The 19,534-nt window shown below is 60.4% G+C and carries 17 protein-coding genes, 1 tRNA gene and 1 pseudogene; 8 read left to right on the plus strand and 11 right to left on the minus strand.

Features of this window, described 5'->3' with window-relative positions; genetic code table 11:
• Positions 1–772: pseudogene (locus tag GKA01_RS14075) on the minus strand (tyrosine-type recombinase/integrase); the annotation flags it as partial.
• A gap of 166 nt (positions 773–938) precedes the next feature.
• Here GKA01_RS14075 and GKA01_RS13605 point away from each other — a divergent pair.
• The gene (locus GKA01_RS13605) at positions 939–1,100 is read left to right on the plus strand and encodes a hypothetical protein (protein WP_167506343.1); all 162 of its coding nucleotides are present in this window, start codon (positions 939–941) and stop codon (positions 1,098–1,100) included.
• A 22-nt stretch (positions 1,101–1,122) separates the two neighbouring features.
• Here GKA01_RS13605 and GKA01_RS08400 read toward each other — a convergent pair whose 3' ends face one another.
• On the minus strand, positions 1,123–3,792 hold the full coding sequence (locus GKA01_RS08400) for a 2-oxoglutarate dehydrogenase E1 component (protein ID WP_146861445.1): 2,670 nt from the start codon (positions 3,790–3,792) through the stop codon (positions 1,123–1,125).
• A gap of 78 nt (positions 3,793–3,870) precedes the next feature.
• Positions 3,871–4,833, minus strand: a complete 963-nt coding sequence (locus GKA01_RS08405; protein ID WP_146861448.1) for an alpha/beta hydrolase — start codon at positions 4,831–4,833, stop codon at positions 3,871–3,873.
• A 170-nt stretch (positions 4,834–5,003) separates the two neighbouring features.
• Between GKA01_RS08405 and GKA01_RS08410 the strand changes: the two genes are divergently transcribed.
• The 5 genes from GKA01_RS08410 (at position 5,004) to GKA01_RS08430 (ending at position 9,148) form a co-directional block, all read left to right on the plus strand.
• The gene (locus tag GKA01_RS08410; RefSeq protein WP_146861451.1) at positions 5,004–5,339 is read left to right on the plus strand and encodes a hypothetical protein; all 336 of its coding nucleotides are present in this window, start codon (positions 5,004–5,006) and stop codon (positions 5,337–5,339) included.
• A gap of 80 nt (positions 5,340–5,419) precedes the next feature.
• Positions 5,420–6,058, plus strand: a complete 639-nt coding sequence (locus GKA01_RS08415; RefSeq protein WP_146861454.1) for a 2OG-Fe(II) oxygenase family protein — start codon at positions 5,420–5,422, stop codon at positions 6,056–6,058.
• A 23-nt stretch (positions 6,059–6,081) separates the two neighbouring features.
• Positions 6,082–7,149, plus strand: coding sequence for an aspartate-semialdehyde dehydrogenase (locus GKA01_RS08420; RefSeq protein ID WP_146861457.1), 1,068 nt, complete (start codon positions 6,082–6,084; stop codon positions 7,147–7,149).
• A complete protein-coding gene (locus GKA01_RS08425; RefSeq protein WP_146861460.1) occupies positions 7,146–8,033 on the plus strand; it encodes an N-acetylmuramic acid 6-phosphate etherase in 888 nt (295 codons plus the stop codon). The genes GKA01_RS08420 and GKA01_RS08425 overlap by 4 nt, the downstream gene beginning before the upstream one ends.
• A gap of 29 nt (positions 8,034–8,062) precedes the next feature.
• Positions 8,063–9,148 carry an anhydro-N-acetylmuramic acid kinase gene (locus GKA01_RS08430; RefSeq protein WP_146861717.1) on the plus strand — a complete coding sequence of 362 codons (1,086 nt, stop codon included), beginning with the start codon at positions 8,063–8,065 and terminating at the stop codon, positions 9,146–9,148.
• A gap of 27 nt (positions 9,149–9,175) precedes the next feature.
• Here the strand turns inward: GKA01_RS08430 and GKA01_RS08435 are convergent, their stop codons facing one another.
• On the minus strand, positions 9,176–9,598 hold the full coding sequence (locus GKA01_RS08435) for a host attachment protein (RefSeq protein WP_146861463.1): 423 nt from the start codon (positions 9,596–9,598) through the stop codon (positions 9,176–9,178).
• A 459-nt stretch (positions 9,599–10,057) separates the two neighbouring features.
• On the opposite strand from GKA01_RS08435, the gene hemH reads away from it, so the two are divergent.
• Complete coding sequence (hemH, locus tag GKA01_RS08440) at positions 10,058–11,089, plus strand: ferrochelatase (RefSeq protein ID WP_146861465.1); 1,032 nt, start codon at positions 10,058–10,060, stop codon at positions 11,087–11,089.
• Positions 11,090–11,490: 401 nt separating this feature from the next.
• On the plus strand, positions 11,491–12,801 hold the full coding sequence (locus GKA01_RS08445) for a glycoside hydrolase family 68 protein (protein WP_141353362.1): 1,311 nt from the start codon (positions 11,491–11,493) through the stop codon (positions 12,799–12,801).
• A gap of 126 nt (positions 12,802–12,927) precedes the next feature.
• Here GKA01_RS08445 and GKA01_RS08450 read toward each other — a convergent pair.
• The 7 genes from GKA01_RS08450 to metK all read right to left on the minus strand — a co-directional run bounded on the left by GKA01_RS08450 (position 12,928) and on the right by metK (position 19,268).
• Positions 12,928–13,004: transfer RNA gene (locus GKA01_RS08450), tRNA-Pro, on the minus strand.
• Positions 13,005–13,064: 60 nt separating this feature from the next.
• On the minus strand, positions 13,065–13,784 hold the full coding sequence (lepB, locus tag GKA01_RS08455) for a signal peptidase I (RefSeq protein ID WP_146861468.1): 720 nt from the start codon (positions 13,782–13,784) through the stop codon (positions 13,065–13,067).
• A 136-nt stretch (positions 13,785–13,920) separates the two neighbouring features.
• A complete protein-coding gene (locus tag GKA01_RS08460; RefSeq protein WP_146861471.1) occupies positions 13,921–14,826 on the minus strand; it encodes an FAD-binding protein in 906 nt (301 codons plus the stop codon).
• Positions 14,826–15,575 (minus strand): electron transfer flavoprotein subunit beta/FixA family protein, encoded by a 750-nt coding sequence (locus GKA01_RS08465; protein WP_146861720.1) that lies wholly within the window; start codon positions 15,573–15,575, stop codon positions 14,826–14,828. The genes GKA01_RS08460 and GKA01_RS08465 overlap by 1 nt, the downstream gene beginning before the upstream one ends.
• 118 nt (positions 15,576–15,693) lie before the next feature.
• The gene (locus GKA01_RS08470; protein WP_146861474.1) at positions 15,694–17,334 is read right to left on the minus strand and encodes an electron transfer flavoprotein-ubiquinone oxidoreductase; all 1,641 of its coding nucleotides are present in this window, start codon (positions 17,332–17,334) and stop codon (positions 15,694–15,696) included.
• A gap of 38 nt (positions 17,335–17,372) precedes the next feature.
• Positions 17,373–18,068 carry a tRNA (guanine(46)-N(7))-methyltransferase TrmB gene (gene trmB / locus GKA01_RS08475; protein WP_146861477.1) on the minus strand — a complete coding sequence of 232 codons (696 nt, stop codon included), beginning with the start codon at positions 18,066–18,068 and terminating at the stop codon, positions 17,373–17,375.
• Positions 18,069–18,083: 15 nt separating this feature from the next.
• The gene (gene metK, locus GKA01_RS08480; RefSeq protein ID WP_146861480.1) at positions 18,084–19,268 is read right to left on the minus strand and encodes a methionine adenosyltransferase; all 1,185 of its coding nucleotides are present in this window, start codon (positions 19,266–19,268) and stop codon (positions 18,084–18,086) included.
• Positions 19,269–19,534 lie beyond the last annotated feature (266 nt).

Below are 19,534 nucleotides of genomic sequence, written 5' to 3' on the forward strand. Positions count from 1 at the left end.
GGCTCGAAGCCGTGCGGGTCTTCATGCGTTCCGCTGGAACCGTCCAAATTTTGTTCTCCATGTTGATCTCTGACCAAGTTGTGCCGCGCACTTCCCCTGAACGGGCAGCCGTCAGCGCTGTAAACATCACTGCCTTGGCAGCCAGTCCTTCTGATTTGGCCAGAGCTGCCATCACTCGCGGCATGTCTTTCCGATCGACTGCTACCCGGTGCTCTACTTTCGTCACGTCTCCAGGGGATGGGAGAATATTGGCAAGGTGACCTCTCCACTGGGCCGGGTTCTCGCCTTCGCGCCATCCATACGTCCGGGCATAATCGAGAATGCGCTCTACTCGGCTTCTGATGCGGCGAGCGGTCTCCGTCTTTTCTGATCATATCGGCCGTAAGATCGCGAGGATGTCATCAGTATCGATGGCGCTGATCAACTTTTGTCCGACCCGAGGGCAGGCGTGCTGGCGAAGCGAACTGCACCAGCACTCGGGAGTGTTCTTATCGGACCATCCTAGTGTTCGCTCATGAATGAACCGCTCGGCCACTTCGTCAAAGGTCAGGCCTTTCTCCCGCTGCCGAGTGGCTTCTTCCTCCTTGCCCTGGATGAGAGGGTCTACGCCCTCCATAACCAGAAGACGAGCTTCCGTTGCCTTCTTTCGGGCGTCTGCAAGGCTCACGTCTCGAGCGGAGCCAATTCCCATTTCGCGTGCTTTGCCGGTAACCGGGCTCTTGTAGCGTACCGACCAAGAGCGCGTGTTTCCCTTCACCGTCATCCAGAGATTGCCACCATCACCGGACTGTCAGGCATTAAGGTTCGCGTCCTAGCCGGTTCACCATTTTCCTGTAAATTCTGAAAATACCATGCTTTCTCTGGCAGGGCAGGTTGTGGCGCGTGGCGCTCTGGCGGCGTAGTGTGACGCGAGGAAACGATGATAAGGGAAAATGCTGATGACGCGCGTTCGGATTGGGATAGCGCTTGGACTTCTGGCGGCGCTAGCGGCGTGCGGGCCGGATTATGGTGGGCAAGGATCGCGGCAGTTCCGCGGCGATGACTACGGAAATGTCGGCGCGGGCCAGAGCAGCTACGGTTATCAGGGCGGCCCGACCTGAATTTTCCTGCGCCGAGCGGAGTTCAGGACAGGGCGTCCTGAACCAGCTTTTCCTGCTGTGCGGCATGAGCGCCGGGAAGACCGGTCGCGGGTGAGGCTGCGCTCTCACGTCCCACATAATCGGGGCGCTGGATGTGATGACCGCAGCCGCGCAGAGCACGTTCGATGCGACGGTCTACGAAAATCCATGCGCCGTTATTTTGTGGCTCTTCCTGGCACCAGACGATCTGTTCCGCATCTGGATGGCGGGCAAGCTGTTCCATCAGGGCATGGTGCGGGAACGGATAGAGTTGTTCCATACGAATGAGGGCGACGTCGTCACGGTTCTGGCGCACGCGTTCGGCGGCTAGGTCGTAATAGACCTTGCCAGTGCATAGAATGACTCGGCGTGCGCCTTCTTCCTTGGCCGGGTCCGCGATGACAGGTTGGAAACGGGTGTGCGGGCCCATCTCGTCCAGTGTGGATACCGTATCCTTGTTGCGGAGCAGGGATTTGGGCGTGAAAATGACCAGCGGCTTGCGGCAGCGGCGCGCGATCTGGCGGCGCAGGGCGTGGAAGTAGTTTGCGGGTGTCGTGATGTTGCACACGCGCATGTTGTTTTCGGCGCAGAGCTGAAGGATGCGCTCGGGGCGGGCGGAAGAATGTTCCGGGCCGCCGCCTTCATAGCCGTGCGGCAGAAGCAGGGTCAGGCCGGACGTCCGCAGCCACTTGGTTTCGCCTGAGGCGATGAACTGGTCGAGGATGATCTGTGCGCCGTTGGTGAAATCGCCGAACTGTGCTTCCCACAGAACCAGCGCTTCCGGATCCCCAAGGGAATAGCCGTATTCGAAGCCGAGAACGGCATATTCCGAGAGCGGTGAGTTCCAGATGTTTAGCGGCGCCTGATGGGGCGTGATATGGGTCAGGGGGGTGTCTTCGCGGCCTGTGTTCTGATCGAACAGCACGGCATGACGCTGGCTGAACGTGCCGCGGCGGCTGTCTTGCCCGGACAGGCGGACGGGGTGGCCATCCATGGACAGGGTGCCGAAAGCGAGGGCTTCCGCTGTGGCCCAGTCGAGCGGTCCGCCATCCGCCACCGCCTTGCCGCGCGCCGTGATTTGACGGGCCAGACGAGGATGGACGGCCAGATCTTCCGGAATCGTGCCGATGGCGTCCCCGACATCGCGCAGGCGTTGAAGTGGTACGCCGGTCATGGGCTGGATGCGGTCCTGCTCGTCCTGCAGGCGTGTCGGGTCTTCGGGGCCGTCGAGCCAGTCTGAGCTGTTGGGGCGATAGGTTTTGGATGTCTCGAACTGTTCTTCCAGACGGTTCTGGAAATGATTCCACATCTCCTCGACTTCGGCTTCGGTCATGATGCCGGCCTGAACCAGGTGCTGGGCGTAGAGGCTGCGTGTCGTGGGGCGGGACTGGATGGCGTGGACCATCGCGGGCTGCGTGAAGGCGGGTTCGTCGGCTTCGTTATGGCCGTGACGGCGATAGCAGACCACATCCAGCACGATGTCGGACTGGAAGGTGCGGCGCCATTCATGCGCCAGAAAGGCACAGCGGGAGACGGCTTCGGGATCGTCGCCATTGACGTGCAGGATCGGGGCCTGAACGGATTTGGCGATGTCAGTGTTGTGGATGCCGGAATGGGCGTCGGACTGGACGGTGGTGAAGCCGATCTGGTTGTTGATGATGACGTGGACCGTGCCGCCCGTCCGGTAGCCTTCCAGCTTGGACAGGCTCAGGGTTTCGTACACGACGCCCTGACCGGCGAAGGCGGCGTCGCCGTGGACGAGAATGCCCAGATGGTGCTGGCGGTCGTGGTCCTTTTCGCGGTCCTGATCGGCGCGGACACGGCCGAGCACGACGGGGTCCACCGCTTCCAGATGAGAGGGGTTGGGCAGGAGCGAAATGCGGACAGTGTGGCCCGCATGTTCGAGCGTTGTGGCGGTGCCGAGATGGTATTTCACATCGCCTGAGCCCTGAACTGTGTCGGGCTTGAAGGCCGTGCCTGCGAATTCGCTGAAAATGGCGGCAAACGGCTTGCGCAGGATGTTGGCCATCACGTTCAGACGCCCGCGATGGGGCATGCCGAGTGAGACGGAACGCACGTCGTCCTGTGCGGCGGCATCAATCAGGGTACGCAGGGCGACGATGACGCTCTCGCCGCCTTCAAGGCCAAAACGGCGCATGCCCATGAAGCGCTTCTGGCAGAACTGCTCGAAGGCTTCGGCGCGTGTGAGGGCGAGGAGGAGGCGCTTTTGGTCCAGCGCCGGGCCGGCTACCGGGCTTTCCAGGCGGTCAATCCACCACTGGCGCTGGGCGGGATCCTGAAGATGCATGAACTCAGCGGCTGTGGTGCCGCAATAGGCCCGGCGCAGACGGGCGATCAGGTCCCGGTCTGCTCCGGGAGGGTTCAGTTCTGCAATGTCAGGGACCGGTGCCAGGCCGAGCGGGTCCAGCTTTGCGACGGAATGTCCGCGGAGGCGATAAGCGAATTTCAGGCTCTCGGCGCCAGTTTCGGTAGCGGCATCAGTCTGGAGGGTCGTGTCCGGGCCGGGCAGCCGGTCTGAGCCGAGCGTTTCGAACAGGGACGCGAAGGCCGGGTCCACAGAAGCTGGGTCGTGCTGCCAACGTGTATGAAGCTCCGCCAGATACACGGTGTTTTCGCCGTTGATGGCGTCCCGGTCATCGCGATGGTCGCCCATGAACTCGTCTCCTGTATCCCCGGTGCCGGGTTCTGTCTTGTGGTCGCGTTTTGTGTCACCCGGGCAGCATCTGCCCGGTCAGAGACTGAACCCACGCTTCATGGCATCAATCCTGCGGGCGATGGACCGTTTGGCGACCGGTGTGTCTGTCTGGTCGAAGATATGGCAGGCACCGGGCACGATTTCCAGTTCCACGGCGACACCTTGATGGATCAGGCGTTGCGCATAGGCGAGATCCTCGTCAAGAAACAGATCCAGCGCGCCTACGGACAGATAGACCGGGGGCAGGCGGGACAGGTCAGTGGCGCGGGAGGGGGCGGCATAGGGCGAGACGTCCGCCGAGCCGGCTGCTACGGGGTTGAGGAGGGCTGTCCACATGAAAGTGTTGCTGGTGCGGGTCCACAGGAACTCGCCGCCCACGGGGGAGGCATCAGGCTGGCTCGTAACCGTCCGGTCGTCGAGCACGGGATAGACCAGGTTCTGGAACAGGATTTCCGGCCCCTCACGGTCCCGATTCAGCAGGGCAAGCCCGGCTGCAAGGCCACCCCCTGCGCTTTCGCCTGTCAGGCCGATGCGGGCGGGATCAATCCCGAGGGTGTCAGCGTTGCGCATGATCCAGCACAGAGTGGTATAGGCATCTTCGAGCGCCGCCGGGAAAGGGTGTTCCGGGGTCAGACGGTAATCCGGAGAGATGACCACGCAGTCTAGCTCCTGTGCGAACTGGCAGAGCTGGGTCGCGGTCAGTTCAGGCTGGCCCGCAAAATAGCCGCCGCCGTGAAGATGAAGGAGAACCGGTCGGGCAGCCGCAGAGGTTTTGCGGGGGCGGACTGTGAACAGGCGAATGGCGGGGGTATGGTCCGACTCCGGGATATTCAGCCGTTCGAGCGTGACGGGATAGTCCTCGGCCTGAAGAAAGGACTGCCCGGCCACTTGTTCGAGTCCGGCGCGAAACGCGGGCAGGGAGTCTGCCGACAGATCGACAGTGGGGATCTCTTCAAGGAGTGGGAGGAGTTCGGGGAGCACGAGGGGACGGGTCGTCATTGCAGGACAGGCCTTCGCAAGGGAATTCAGTCTGGAGTCAGTGGTCAGACTGTATAAAGGCGAAAATCTGTTCGCTCCGCCACAAAGCTGTCGCAACTTTTCAGTCTCCGGGCGCGTCATGTGCAGTGACCGGTCATGAGCTGGCCTTGGTCAAGATGGGAGTTCCGCAGATGCGTGCTCTACTGTTTCTGGCGATGATAATAGGAAATCTGCTTGTCCTGACGGATCCTCTGGCCGCGTTTCCGGCTGCAGCAGAGGGTCCGCGCCGGGGTGAGATGTCTGTTCAAACGGTTCTGACGGATGGTGTCGGTCAGTCGGGCGTGGACCACCGGTTGCTGGAATGTCGGACTGACCCGCGTCTTCTTCATACGGCGTGGAGCGGAAAGCTGCCGCTGTTTCCAGGGCCCCATGTCTGCACGGGTGGTGCAAACCGGTTGGGGGCAGGATATGTCCGCTATCTGGCGACAAGCCGGATGGTGAAGGCGCATAAGCCGCTTCGGGGGTAATATTCTTTCGTAAAAGGCAGATCTCACATGTGTGGAATAGGCCTTGTCGCCGACGTGGGCCGCGTCTAGCCTTCCGCTCCATGAGCAGGATTTCCCTTGATTATGATGCGTTTGAGAGCACGCCCGTTGCGGAAAAACCGTTTCCGCATGTGGTGGTGCCGCATTTTATCGGCAACGATGATCTGAAAGCGGTTGTCTCCGATTTGCCGGCAATGAAATCCGGTGGCTCCTTTCCGCCGGAAGCGTTGAAGCTGACGCCGCGTGTCGCAGGCATGATTGCGGAGTTGCAGGGGCCGAAGCTTAAGGCGCTGGTTTCGGAGAAATTCGGGCTGGATCTGGCGGATGCGCCGACCATGCTGACGATGCGTGGGCGCACGCGGGAAAAAGACGGTCGGATCCATCGGGATTCGGAGGCTAAGCTGGTCACGATCCTGCTGTATCTCAACCCTCGGGGTGAGGACTGGGCGTCGCGTGATGGCTGTCTGCGGCTGCTAAACGGGCCGGATGATGTCGAAGATTTTGACGTTGAGGTGACGCCGGCAGAAGGGACGCTGCTGGTGTTCCCGAACGGTCCGGCGACCTGGCATGGGCACCGGCAGTTCGTGGGAACGCGGTATGCGATCCAGCTCAACTATATGGCGACGGGGCGCAAGGCCCGCTACGAACTGCGGCGGCACCGTCTGTCGGCGCTGGTAAAGCGTCTGCCCTTTTCGGGCTGATTTTCAGGGAACGGGAAAAGATCATGGGTTATCGGGTTGCGGTTGTTGGCGCCACGGGTGCGGTGGGGCGTGAACTGCTGCGAATTCTGGCGGAGCGGGAGTTTCCGGTTAAAGAGGTTGTGGCGCTGGCCTCGCCGCGGTCGGCTGGGCGCGAGATTTCTTTCGGGGACAAGACGGTCCTGAAGGTTCAGAACCTCGAGACGTTCGACTTCAAGGGCTGGGATATTGCGCTGTTCTCGCCGGGGGGCGCGATTTCGGCCGTTTATGCGCCCAAGGCTGCGGCTGCGGGTTGTGTGGTGATCGACAACACGTCGCATTTCCGCATGGAGCCGGGGATCCCCCTGATCGTGCCGGAAGTGAATGCTGCCGCTATCGGTAAAGCCAGCCGGGGCATCATCGCTAATCCGAATTGCTCCACCGCGCAGATGCTCGTTGCGCTCAAGCCGCTGCATGACCTGTTCCGGATCAAGCGGATCGTGGTCTCGACCTATCAGGCCGTTTCGGGGGCGGGCAAGGACGGAATGGACGAACTGTTCGCCCAGACCAAGGGCACCTTCGTAAACGATCCGCCGACGGTCGCGCAGTTCACCAAGCAGATTGCCTTCAACGTTATTCCCCATATCGACCGTTTCATGGACGACGGTGCGACCAAGGAAGAATGGAAGATGGCCGTTGAAACTCGCAAGATCATGGACCCGGACATTAAGGTTCTGGCGACCTGCGTGCGCGTTCCGGTGTTCATCGGGCATTCGGAAGCGATTAGCATCGAGTGCGAAAAGCCTGTCGATCTGAAGAAGGCACGCGAGGCGCTGCGCAAGGCGCCGGGCGTGATCCTGCGGGACGAGCGTGAGGATGGTGGTTACGTCACGCCGATCGAATGTGTGGGCGAGGATGCGACTTATGTGTCTCGCCTGCGGATTGATCCGTCGGTCGAGAACGGTCTGGCGCTCTGGTGTGTGTCCGACAATCTGCGCAAGGGTGCGGCTCTCAATGCGGTCCAGATTGCGGAAAGCATCGTGGAGCAGGGCCTTTTGAAGGATGGGCAGCTTTTCCGCCGCAACGAAATCCCGGATGAAGACGAGGCTGAATGACGGCCTCACGCACGGAGACGGTTCTCGCGGCCAATGAAGATATTGAGCGCTTGCCGCTCGATGCCTTGCTGGGGCGGCTTCTGACGTCGCAGAAAGCGGCTCTGGATCGGGTGGGTGAAGCCTTGCCGTCCATCGAACGCGCCGTTGAGGCGGTGGTCCCCAGGCTTCAGGCCGGGGGGCGGTTAGTCTATGCGGGGGCCGGGACGTCGGGGCGAATCGGATTGCAGGATGGCGTGGAACTGACGCCGACCTTTGGTGTCGCGCCAGAAAAGCTGGTTCTGCTTCTGGCGGGTGGCGCCGGAGCGACGACGCAAGCAGCAGAAGGTGCGGAAGACCGGGAAGATCGGGCGCGGCTTGATCTGCTGGACCATCATCCGACCGAACATGATGTGGTGATCGGCGTCGCGGCCAGCGGCAACACGCCTTACACCTGTGCGGTTGTTCAGCTCGGACGGGAAGTGGGAGCCCTGACGATTGGCGTGAGTGGCAATCCAGAGTCGCGTCTGTTGCGGGAAGCGGAGTTCGGGATCTGCATTCCGACCGGGGCTGAGGTTCTGGCGGGTTCGACACGGATGGCCGCCGGAACGGCGCAGAAAGTCACGCTGAACCTGTTTTCCACCGCGCTGATGACGCGTCTGGGGCATGTCTATCGTGGGCGCATGGTGGATATGCGCATCAGCAACGACAAGCTTCAGGTGCGCGCGGAACGTATGGTCATGGAACTGGCCGGAGGAACAGCCGAACAGGCGCGTGAGGCTCTGAAACTCGTGCAAGGAAACACGAAACGGGCCGTTCTGCTGCGGCACGGTGTGGCTCTGGCGGAGATCGAGCCGCTTCTGGAGCGGTGTCAGGGCAATCTGCATCTGGCGCTCGCCGGGCTTTGAACGCTGCGGCCAAAGCGAGCGCGACCGGAATGGTCTGGGCGCTTGGACTGATGAGCGGGACGTCTCTGGACGGGGTGGATGCCGCTCTGATCGAAACGGATGGTGTGCGAATCGGGCGCGCCGGGCCGTCTTTGACGCTGCCCTACAGCCCGGAACTCCGCGCCAAAACGCGAGCTCTACTGGATCGTGCGGTGGGTTTGGCGGAGGATGATCCCAACGTTTTGGCGATCGCCCGGGATCTGACATTGCAGCATGTGGAGGTGGTGCGTCTGCTGCGGGAGCAGGCACCGGATCTGGAGCCTGCGGCGATCGGGTTTCATGGTCAAACCATTCTGCATCAGCCTGAACGGGGCCGGAGTTGGCAGATTGGGGAAGCGGGTCTGCTTCAGGATCTGTGTGGCGTGCCGGTCATTTCTGATTTCCGCTCGCGCGATCTGGAAAACGGCGGGGAGGGAGCCCCCCTTGTTCCGGTGTTTCATGCCGCCCTGCTTCAGCAGGAAAAGCGTTCCGTAGCCGTCCTCAACATCGGCGGAGTCGCCAATGTGACGGTTCTGGGGCCGCAGGACGAGTGCGGACAGCGTGGCGTCTGGGCCTGTGACACCGGGCCGGGCAATGCCCTGCTGGATGACTGGGTCCTGTGCCATACTGGCCAGCCGTGTGATTTTGGGGGTGCACTGGCACTCTCAGGAGCGGTTCACGCGGATATTCTGGAGAGGCTGCTTGCAATTCCCTATTTCGCGCGGCCCATGCCCAAATCGCTCGACCGGCTCAGTTTTCATCCTGAAGCCATGGCCTGTGTCCGGGGCCTGTCGGTGGAAGACGGGGCAGCGACGCTGGCGGCGTTTACCATCGAGTCCGTGGTGCGGACGGTCTATCCCGTTCGGCCGGAAATGTGGTTTGTCGCGGGCGGAGGGCGTCATAACCCGGTACTGATGAACGGATTGAAGCGCCGTCTGGGAGCGGTGGCCTCCGTAGATGTACTAGGGTGGGACGGTGATGCTCTTGAAGCGCAGTGTTTTGGCCTTCTTGCCGTGCGCTGTCTGCATGGGCTGCCATCCTCCTGGCCGGGAACGACCGGGGTCAGGCAGCCTTGCATTGCGGGGAGAGCCGTCTAACGGTCCTCGCGCGGGTTTGAGGGTGAATCAGACGGAAGCGAGCTCGGGCCAACCGGTTTCTGGGCGGTCGAGATGCTTTAGCAGGTCGTGCTCCGGCGTGTTGACGAGATCCTTGACTAGCGTCTTGAACAGCTTTTTGGCTGTCGGCTTGTCGAGATGTTCGCGAATTTCGTGCGAAGCCTGAGCCGGCGCGACAAGCAGGATGCCTTCGACGTCGCTGTTCTGGGCTGCCTTGTTGATGTGACCTGCGAGGTCGCGCGTGAAATGCGCCTTGAGCTGCTCATGGGGGTTTTCACGGGGAGCCTTGATGGAGGCGACGTCCTTCTCCGCGTCTGAGCCCTTGTGCAGGTCGAAATTCGCGATCGTATGAAGATGTGAGCCTTCAAGCCTCAGGAAACGGGCCTTTTCACCATCAGCGACAACGTAGATGACGGGGTCCTGTGTGGCCATGTCGGGAAATCCTTGTTTTAAAATCCGATAACGCATCTGTAACTGTTTTGAGGTGGGATAGTTTCTGCAGACTGGCAAGGTGAAGCAGAGTCGATTTCCGTTAAGTTATTGAAAAAATGTGATATATTTTGGTTTAAGAATGTTTTTTGAAGAATTCGGAATTTTTTTGTTGAAACGCGGTCGCTATATGCCCAATCTCTGAATTGAGCCTACCAGAAAATCTTTTCCAAAGGCTCAAAGGAGGCAAGTATGGCTTTGACGAATACTCTTCTGCCGTATGTTGGTCCGATGACAGTCGCTGTTGCGGTGTTTGCCTATACTCTCCTGCAAGGGAGCCGGAAACCAGATGTTTCCTACGCGAAAGTAAGGCATCGACGATAGCGTCCCGAAAGGGGCGCGTATCCGCCGACGCTTTCCCTCTTTTCCTGACGCGTGCCCGGCTCCACAGTAGAGGGCACTATGACATTTTTTCACAAACCTCCCCGTATTGCTCCTCCGCCAGAAGGGCGGACCGGTATCCTCCTCGTCAATCTCGGAACGCCTGATGATACAGGCTATTTTTCCGTGAGGCGGTATCTGAGCGAATTTCTCTCTGACCGGCGCGTCATCGAGAGTCCCCCACTGATCTGGCAGCCAATCCTTCAGGGTATCATTCTGACAAAACGTCCTTTTGCGAGCGGCGCCAATTACGCGCGGATCTGGCACAAGGAAGAGAACGCTTCGCCGTTGCGGGTTTATACTCGCAGGCAGGCTGAAGGGCTTGCGGAACGGCTCAAGGCCGAAGGTATCCCGGTGGAATGGGGTATGCGTTATGGTCGCCCGTCTGTCGCAAAAGCCCTTGAAAGCTTGATGGATCAGGGCTGTGACCGGATTATCAGTATTCCGCTTTATCCACAGTATTCCGCAACAACGACCGCAACGGCGAACGATCAGCTCTTCCGCGCTCTCATGCGCCTGCGCCGTCAGCCCGCGGTCCTGACTGTTCCCTCATTTCCGGATCACCCCGCGTTCATACGGGCTCTGGAGACGTCTGTCAGAGAGACCCTTGCCGGGTTAAATTTCACCCCCCAGCAGGTAGTGGCTTCTTTCCACGGACTCCCCAAGGTCTGTATCGACAAAGGCGACACCTATCGGGATGAATGCGAGCGAACGATCGCGGCTCTGCGCAGTGCTCTGGGTTTTGACGCAGAGCGAATGCCTCTGACGTTCCAGTCACGTTTCGGTCCGCTTGAGTGGGTCCAGCCTTATACGGCCCCTTATGTTACGGCCCTTCCGAAGCAGGGCGTCACGAAAATTGCGGTTATCATGCCCGGTTTTATGGTGGACTGCCTCGAGACCCTGGACGAGATCGGAAATGAACTGCGCGAAGAGTTTATGGAAGCGGGCGGCGAAGACTTTGCCCTCGTACCCTGTCTCAACGACTCGAAGGGAGCGATTGATTTGCTGGAGCAGCTTTCTCGATCTGCGATGGCCGGGTTTCAGCGTTCCTGAAACCGTCTGCTGATTGTTTCAGACCCCACCCGGTATAGGGTGGGTTTTTTTTATGTAGCCCTGTCTTGTTGCCTTAGGGGAATGTCTCTGGGAAATGGGAGGTGCATTTTCCGGGTTGCATTGCGTGCGGTTCATGTCTATAACTGTGGCATTGAGCCATAAACGGTATTGAAAAAACCGCTTCATAAGTCATTTCAGGCAAAGCTCATGTCAAAAGGTCTGTCCGCAGGGGCAGGCCTTTTTTGTTTTCTGTTTCTGAAGAAACGCACGCAGTTCTCTGGAGAAATTACGGCTCCAGACGAGGTTTGTTGTGTGCTCTTCCATAAGTCTTTCAGGGTGAGATCGCTGTGAGCGATCCAGACTTTGAAAAAATCTTCAAATCTTTATTCACGGGAAAAATCATGAACGCTGTTTCCAGCACGCAGAGCGCAGTCCAGTCAGGTTCGCGCTGGACGATCGCTGACGCGATGAAGATCCGTACCGATGATCCGACGACGACCATGCCGGTCATCGATTATGCGTTTCCCGTCATCGATTCCGATGTCTGGCAGTGGGACACCTGGCTGCTGCGCGACATTCATGGCAAGACCGTCACCTTCAAGGGCTGGTATGTGATGTTTGCCCTCGTTGCCGATCGTGCCGCCACGGGCGATACGACAGAGGGCTGGCACAGCCGCAACAACTATTCCTATATCGGCTACTACTACAGCCGCACCGGTAATGGCGCGGACTGGAAGTTCGGTGGCCGTGTCATCAAGGAAGGCGCCAACTCCCGCAGCTGGGAATGGTCCGGTTGCGCAGTCATGCGCGAGAACAGCGCCAATACGGTCGATCTGTTCTATACCTCCGTCAACGATACGCCGTCCGAGTCTGTTCCGTCCTACACGACGGGCCGCATTCTGGCAGATGCCACCGGCGTCTGGTTCGAGGGCTTCGATGTCTGCACGGACATGTTCCAGGCGGACGGCGTGAACTACGCCAACATCGTCGAGGACGAGTACTGGGACTTCCGCGATCCGCATATCTTCCGCAATCCGGACGATAATCAGATCTACGCCCTATTCGAAGGCAATGTTCCGGGCATGCGTGGTGACTTCACCATCGGTTCTGACGAGATGGGCCTTGTGCCGCCAGCTACAACTGTTCCTGCTGGTGCGCAGTATGGCGCTGCGGCCATCGGCATTGCCCGCCTGACGTCCGACGCCACAAAGGGTGATTTCTCGGAGTGGGAAATGCTGCCGGCTCTCGTGACTGCGCTGGGTGTCAATGATCAGACGGAACGTCCCCATGTCGTGTTCCAGGACGGCCTGACCTATCTGTTCACGATCTCACATCATTCCACTTTCACCGGCAACAGCACGGGGCCGGATGGAGTGTATGGTTTCGTGTCCCGGAACGGTATTTTCGGTCCGTATGCACCGCTGAACGGTTCGGGCCTCGTGCTCGGCAATCCATCCTCGGCGCCGTACGAGACCTACTCGCACTTCGTCGATCCTGCCGGTTATGTGCAGTCCTTCATTGATACCTTGCCGCAGCCCGGTTCGGCTGACCCGCAGGACCCGACGACCTATCGCATCGGTGGCACGCTGGCCCCGACCGTGAAGATCGTCCTCGAAGGTGAGCGGACCTATCTGACGGAAGTTCACGCTTACGGGCAGGTTTATGCCCAGGGCGTCTGGCCGACTTCTTCGGCCTTTGACAAGCGCTCCTGAAGTCGTTTTGCCCTCTCCCGAAAGGGGGAGGGCATTTTTTGCGTTTCAGATTCTGCGCATCAGGCGAAGAGATGCGCTGGACTGTGGGCCTGAAACTGTTTTGACGATTTCTGGAAAATTATCGGCTGGTCGGAGTGAGAGGATTCGAACCTCCGGCCCCTGCGTCCCGAACACAGTGCTCTACCAGGCTGAGCTACACTCCGGCCGACGGCGCTTCTCCTACAGGGGTTAATGCTTTCCTGCAAGAGGGCTGGCGCTAAAAATCAGAGAACCAGCGCTGTTCTGCCAATATCCCGCCATGACCACAGAACGGCGCGGGCCTGTCCCTGGAGGTTCCAGACAGGAAGAAGTCCGACGCCTCCCTCCGCTACGCTAACGCGAGAGTCGGCGGAGTTGTCTCGGTTGTCGCCCATGACAAATAGATGATCCGCCGGGACTGTGAAGGGCGCGACGTTATCCAGTTCTCCGTCCTGCGATATTTTGAGAATGTCATGATGGATATTCCCAGGCAGGATTTCTTCATAGCGCTCAGCTGGCACCCAGACGCCTTTGTGGCTTTCTTCATGTGCGGTGCCCAGATCTTTCCAGGGCAATTCGGTTCCGTTCAGAAAGACATGCCCGTGGACGAGCGCGATCCGGTCTCCGGGTAGGCCGATGACACGCTTGACCCATGTCTGATTCAAATTGGCGGGTGCCCGGAAGACGACGACGTCCCCTCGACGGGGAAGATGCCCGAAAAGACGTCCGTTCGTGCCGGAGGTGGGCTTCAGAAGATTGCCGAAGGGAAGATTGGCGGTGCTCAGACCGTAGGAAGGTACGATAACGCCAATCTGGTCCCCGATCAGCAGGGTCGGCTCCATAGAGGCCGAGGGGACGGTATAGCTGGCCGCGAGGGCGCTATGGATTGTCATGAAGCCTAGAAAGACGGGCAGGCAGGACAGGATGTCACGTGCAAGAGAACGCAGAGTTGGGATGCGGGGCATAATGAGGGTCTCCGTGCCCGACAGAGTGCCTTATGGGGGCCGGAGTGCCAGTTAAACCTGCGTCAGATCCTGTCATGAAAAAAGGGGCGTCCCGTCATGGGGTGCCCCTTTTTTGTCGTTTCAGGCGAACGGTGCCTTACAGCGCCTTTTCGAGCGCCGGCAGGACTTCGAACAGATCACCCACGATGCCGTAATCGGCGACCTTGAAAATCGGCGCTTCCGGATCGGTGTTGATGGCCACGATGACGCGGCTGTCCTTCATGCCGGCCAGATGCTGGATTGCACCTGACAGACCGACGGCGATGTAGAGCTCCGGCGCCACGATCTTTCCGGTCTGGCCGACCTGCATTTCGTTGGGAGCAAAACCGGAATCCACGGCTGCACGGGACGCGCCGATGGCGGCGTTCAGCTTGTCGGCAATGGGTTCAAGCAGCTTGAAGTTTGTAGCGTCCTTCAGGCCCTTGCCGCCGGAAATCACTACGCGGGCAGATTCCAGTTCCGGGCGATCGGATGCCGAAAGCTCGACCTTCACGAAAACAGACTTCTCGCTGGCCGGAGCTTCGACCGTCTCAACCGTGGCGGACCCACCTTCGGTAGCAATCGGATCGAAATTGGAGCCGCGGACCGTCAGCACCTTGATGCTGTCGGCGGAGCGGACCGTCGCCAGCGCGTTTCCAGCATAGATCGGACGCACGAACGTGTCGGCGTCCTTGATCTCGACTACATCGGGGATGGGCTGCACGTCCAGCAGGCCTGCCAGACGCGGCAGGATGTTTTTGCCGGTGGCGGAGGCGGCGGCCACGATGTGGCTGTAGTCTTTCGCGCGGGCAGCCAGAAGATCGGCGGCGGGCTCGGCCAGATCGTTGACCAGACCCGGAACGCTGAGAACGCGCGTCACACCCGGCAGGGCGGCAGCGGCCTGTGCGCCGTCTCCGAACACGATGGCATCGACGGCACCGAAGCGGGAGGCCGCGGCAACAGCCGAACGGGAAGCCTGACGGACCGCGCCGTTTTCGACTTCAACCAGAACAAGAGCGGTCATCAGATCACCTTCGCTTCTGTCTTGAGCTTTTCGACCAGTTCGGCCGCGCTGTTCACTTTCACGCCTTCCTTGCGCTCGGCGGGCTCGGCCACCGAGACCACCGTCAGGCGCGACGCCGTATCAACGCCGAGGCTGTCGACTTCGATCGTCTCAAGCGGCTTCTTGCGGGCCTTCATGATGTTCGGAAGGGACGCATAGCGCGGCTCGTTGAGGCGCAGATCCGCCGTCACCACAGCCGGAAGCGTGAGGGACACGACTTCCGTGCCGCCATCAATCTCGCGGGCAACTTCGATACGACCATCGGCAACCGTCACAGCGCTGGCGAACGTGCCCTGCGGCCAGCCGAGCTTCGCGGCCAGGATCTGGCCCGTGGCGTTCATGTCGTCGTCGATTGCCTGCTTGCCCATGCAGATCAGGCCGGCCTCTTCGCGCGTGGCGATCGCCTTGAGCACGTTGGCCACGGCGCGCGGCTCAAGCGTGTCGTCCGTCCGCACGAGGATGGCGCGGTCCGCTCCCATCGCCATGGCCGTACGCAGCACGTCCTGCGCGGCCTGTGCGCCGACGGTCACGACCACAACTTCCTTGGCAGCACCCTTTTCACGCAGGCGCACTGCTTCTTCGACTGCGATTTCGTCGAACGGATTCATGGACATTTTCACGCCCTGCGTTTCGACACCGCTGCCATCGGCCGCTACACGTACCTTGACGTTGTAATCGACCACCCGTTTGACTGGGACCAGAACTTTCATCGTCATCTTTCGCTGCTGTCGCCGCCACAAAAACGGGTGCCACCGTAGCGGGACTGACCGGAAAAGTCACACTCCGCTCTGGTCATGCCGTTCTGCGGGCCCATTTGCGGGAAGAAAATTACATCCCGACCGGATAGTTCGGACCGCCGCCGCCTTCGGGCGTGCACCAGTCGATGTTCTGCGTCGGGTCCTTGATGTCGCAAGTCTTGCAGTGCACGCAGTTCTGGGCGTTGATCCGGAGCTTCCAGGCGTTTTCGCCCGTCTGTTCCTGTTCATAGACGCCAGCCGGGCAGTAGCGGCTTTCCGGCGAATCGAAAACGTCATGATTGACGGTCCGCCAGACGGCCTCGTTACGGAGTTTGAGGTGAACCGGCTGGTTTTCCTCGTGGTTGGTCCCGCTCAGAAAGACCGAACTGACGCGATCGAAGGTGATCTTCCCATCAGGCTTGGGATAGTCGATTTCCATGGATAGCGAGGCCGGACGCAGCGTCTCGTTATCGGCATGTGGGTGATGCAACGTCCATGGCGCGCGGCCCCGCAGGATCATGCTGTCGATTCCAGCATAGAGCGCGCCGAGCTTCATACCCCATTTCGCGAAGGCCGGGCGGATGTTGCGCGCCTCACGCAGTTCGGACCACAGCCAGGATTGGCGCACGCGCGCCGTCATGCTCGCGGCTTCCTTCTTGTCCTTTTCCAGAGCCTCCGCCACGGCTTCGGCGGCGATCATGCCGGACTTCATGGCCGTATGGGTGCCCTTGATCTTGGGCATGTTCAGGAAGCCAGCCGAGTCACCAGCCAGAACGCCGCCGGGGAAAGTCAGGCGCGGAATGGACTGGAACCCGCCTTCGGACAGGGCTCGTGCGCCGTAGATCAGGCGCTTGCCGCCCTCGAAGTGTTCCCGGAAGGCCGGGTGCAGCTTGGTCCGCTGCATTTCCTCGAACGGCGAGAGATAGGTGTTGGCGTAATCGAGGCCGGTCACGAAGCCGAAGCTGACCAGATTTTCCCCGAAATGATAGAGCCAGGCGCCACCATAGGTATGGTCATCGAGCGGCCAGCCGAAGCTGTGTTGCACGAAACCGGGGCGATGCTTTTCTGCCGGGATTTCCCAGACTTCCTTGATGCCAAGGCCATAAGTCTGCGGATCGACGCCGTTGCGCAGGCCGAAACGCTTCATGGCGTGCGCGGTCAGGGAGCCACGTGCCCCTTCGGTCAGGATGGTCTGCTTCGCACGCAGGATCATGCCAGGCGTGAAGTTCGGTCCATGCTCACCGTTGCGTTCGATACCCATGTCGCCTGTGATGACGCCGGCGACGCGGTTGTCCTCAATGAACAGTTCTGCACCGGCAAAACCGGGATAGATTTCTACGCCAAGACCTTCGGCCTGTTCGCCAAGCCAGCGGCAGACTTCGCCGAGGGAGACGACGTAATTGCCGTGATTGTCCATCTGCGGCATGACGCGGTCCAGATACGGGACTTTGAAAGAGCGGTTTTCCGTCAGGAACAGGACTTGCTCTTCCGAAACCTGCGTCCGCAGCGGTGCGCTCAGATCCCGCCAGTTGGGCAAAAGTTCGTCGAGACTGCGCGGTTCGATGACTGCGCCCGAGACGATATGCGCCCCGATCTCGCTGCCTTTTTCGATCAGGCAGACGCCCGCATCCGGCATCAGCTGTTTCAGGCGGATCGCGGCGGACAGACCGGCGGGACCGCCACCGACCACCACGACATCGAATTCCATTTCTTCGCGTTCGATCTGGGTCATGATGTCAGGAAACTCGCTGAATAACTGGGATAAGGGTTTCAGGGACGACGGGTGAAAGTCCAGTAGAACGGCACGCGCCCTTCGCGGAAGGCCTTGGCCTCATAGCGTGTGGGCGACCAGCCTTCGGGACGTTCCTTGGCCGGGGGAGGCGCATCGAACAAATCTTGTTTGCCCATCACCTCCGTGACCCACTCCTGATAGACGGGATGGTCACTGGCGACGCGCCAGATGGCGCCGGGTTTCAGGACGCGGTGCATCTGCTTGATGTTTTCCGGATGCACGAAGCGGCGCTTGGCGTGCCGGGCCTTGGGCCACGGGTCCGGGAACATCAGATAGGCCCGGTCGAGGCATGCGTCGGGCATGTCCTTGAGCAGCAGGCGAGCGTCTTCGGCCCAGATGCGGAAATGGGGAGGCGGCGTGGCCGTGTCTTCCTCGCCTTCGGGCACGAGGCGCGACAGCAGGGAGCACAGACCATTCTCGAAGACCTCGGAGGCGATATAGCCGACATCCGGGTTGAGTTCGGACTGGCCGATGGCATGTTCGCCGCCGCCAAAACCGATTTCGAGAAAAACGCGCGAAACCGCATCGGAGAATCCCGCAGCGGGATTTTCCGGTGAGGTAAAGGAAAGCCGGGGCAGCGCCTTCTCAAGAAGATGCTGCTGCCGTGCCCGGAGCGGATGGCCGCGTTGACGGCCGTAAAGCCGCTCCGGCTGGGGTTTGAGAGACTCGACCAGGGGTTTTCTGCCAGATTACCGGTTGAGGGCGCCACGCAGCGTGGTGACCAGATCCGTCTGCTCCCAGGTGAAGTTGTCCAGAACCGGATCCGGCGCACGACCGAAATGGCCGTAAGCGGAGGTCGGAACATAGATCGGACGGTTCAGGCGTAGATGCTTGCGGATGCCGCGTGGGGACAGGTCCACAACCTCGTTGAGGATTGCACCCAGACGGGCTTCGTCCACGTCCTTGCCCGTACCATCGAGATCAACATAGACCGAGAGCGGCTTGGACACGCCGATGGCGTAGCTGAGCTGGATCGTGCAGCGGTCGGCAAGGCCGGCAGCCACGACGTTCTTGGCAAGGTAACGGGCGGCATAAGCTGCCGAACGGTCCACCTTCGTGGGGTCCTTGCCGGAGAATGCGCCACCACCATGCGGGGCTGCGCCACCATAGGTGTCGACGATGATCTTGCGGCCCGTGAGGCCTGCGTCGCCGTCCGGTCCGCCGATGACGAAATTGCCGGTCGGGTTCACATAGAACTCGTCTTCCGGGCAGTTCCAGCCTTCGGGCAGGATGCCGTTGACCACGTCGCGCAGCGTTTCGCGGATCGTGTGCTGGCTCATGCCTTCGACATGCTGCGTGGAAATCACGACGGACGTGACGCCAACGGGCTTGCCGTCAACATAACGCAGCGTGACCTGGCTCTTGGCATCCGGCAGAAGGCCAACGCCACGGGCGTCGCCGCTCTTGCGATAGTCGCGGATGCGCTCGAGGATCGTCTGCGCGTAATACAGCGGCGCAGGCATCAGGTGTTCTGTCTCGCGTGTGGCGTAGCCGAACATAATGCCCTGGTCGCCTGCGCCTTCGTCCTTGTCGCCAGCGCTGTCGACGCCCTGGGCGATATCAGCGGACTGTGCGTGCAGGTAAGACGTGATGTCGGCCTTCTTCCAGGAGAAACCTTCCTGGTCGTAGCCGATGTCCTTGATGGCTTCACGGGCGCGGTCGATCAGCGTGTCCTCGACCTCCTTCGGGCCACGGACTTCACCGGCCAGGATGACGCGGTTGGTGGTGACCAGCGTCTCGCAGGCGACGCGCGCTTCCGGATCGGCCTGAAGATAGGCGTCCAGAACGGTATCGGAAATGCGGTCCGCCACCTTGTCGGGATGGCCTTCGGAAACGGACTCGGACGTGAAGAGGAAATCGCCGTGATTGCGCACTCAGGGACCTCGCAGGGAATGAGTGGTGAGAAGGGCCACAGGGTGCCCTACGGGGCAGGCTGTGGCATTCAGGGAGGGGACGGCTTGGCGGAATTGGAGGCGAGGGTCAAGGGGTTGTGAGGTGGTCTGATGTGGCTTTCTGCGGGAAAGTCCCTGAAACCGGCCTGAAATCACAAAAAAGGGAGCCTGCTCCTGTGTTTCATTTTTCCCGGACACGCGTCATTGTAGCGATGTGTTCCCGTGAGTGCTCTTCTTCTGCGGAAGCC

Source organism: Gluconobacter kanchanaburiensis NBRC 103587 (genome assembly GCF_007988905.1).
Lineage (GTDB): Bacteria > Pseudomonadota > Alphaproteobacteria > Acetobacterales > Acetobacteraceae > Gluconobacter > Gluconobacter kanchanaburiensis.

Bases quoted from the DNA above. Each gene is read 5' to 3' on its own strand.
- GKA01_RS13605 (WP_167506343.1), top strand. From the start codon at position 939: ATGACGCGCGTTCGGATTGGGATAGCGCTTGGACTTCTGGCGGCGCTA.
- GKA01_RS08400 (WP_146861445.1), bottom strand. From the start codon at position 3,792: ATGGGCGACCATCGCGATGACCGGGACGCCATCAACGGCGAAAACACC.
- GKA01_RS08405 (WP_146861448.1), bottom strand. From the start codon at position 4,833: ATGACGACCCGTCCCCTCGTGCTCCCCGAACTCCTCCCACTCCTTGAA.
- GKA01_RS08410 (WP_146861451.1), top strand. From the start codon at position 5,004: ATGCGTGCTCTACTGTTTCTGGCGATGATAATAGGAAATCTGCTTGTC.
- GKA01_RS08415 (WP_146861454.1), top strand. From the start codon at position 5,420: ATGAGCAGGATTTCCCTTGATTATGATGCGTTTGAGAGCACGCCCGTT.
- GKA01_RS08420 (WP_146861457.1), top strand. From the start codon at position 6,082: ATGGGTTATCGGGTTGCGGTTGTTGGCGCCACGGGTGCGGTGGGGCGT.
- GKA01_RS08425 (WP_146861460.1), top strand. From the start codon at position 7,146: ATGACGGCCTCACGCACGGAGACGGTTCTCGCGGCCAATGAAGATATT.
- GKA01_RS08430 (WP_146861717.1), top strand. From the start codon at position 8,063: ATGGTCTGGGCGCTTGGACTGATGAGCGGGACGTCTCTGGACGGGGTG.
- GKA01_RS08435 (WP_146861463.1), bottom strand. From the start codon at position 9,598: ATGGCCACACAGGACCCCGTCATCTACGTTGTCGCTGATGGTGAAAAG.
- hemH (WP_146861465.1), top strand. From the start codon at position 10,058: ATGACATTTTTTCACAAACCTCCCCGTATTGCTCCTCCGCCAGAAGGG.
- GKA01_RS08445 (WP_141353362.1), top strand. From the start codon at position 11,491: ATGAACGCTGTTTCCAGCACGCAGAGCGCAGTCCAGTCAGGTTCGCGC.
- lepB (WP_146861468.1), bottom strand. From the start codon at position 13,784: ATGCCCCGCATCCCAACTCTGCGTTCTCTTGCACGTGACATCCTGTCC.
- GKA01_RS08460 (WP_146861471.1), bottom strand. From the start codon at position 14,826: ATGACCGCTCTTGTTCTGGTTGAAGTCGAAAACGGCGCGGTCCGTCAG.
- GKA01_RS08465 (WP_146861720.1), bottom strand. From the start codon at position 15,575: ATGAAAGTTCTGGTCCCAGTCAAACGGGTGGTCGATTACAACGTCAAG.
- GKA01_RS08470 (WP_146861474.1), bottom strand. From the start codon at position 17,334: ATGACCCAGATCGAACGCGAAGAAATGGAATTCGATGTCGTGGTGGTC.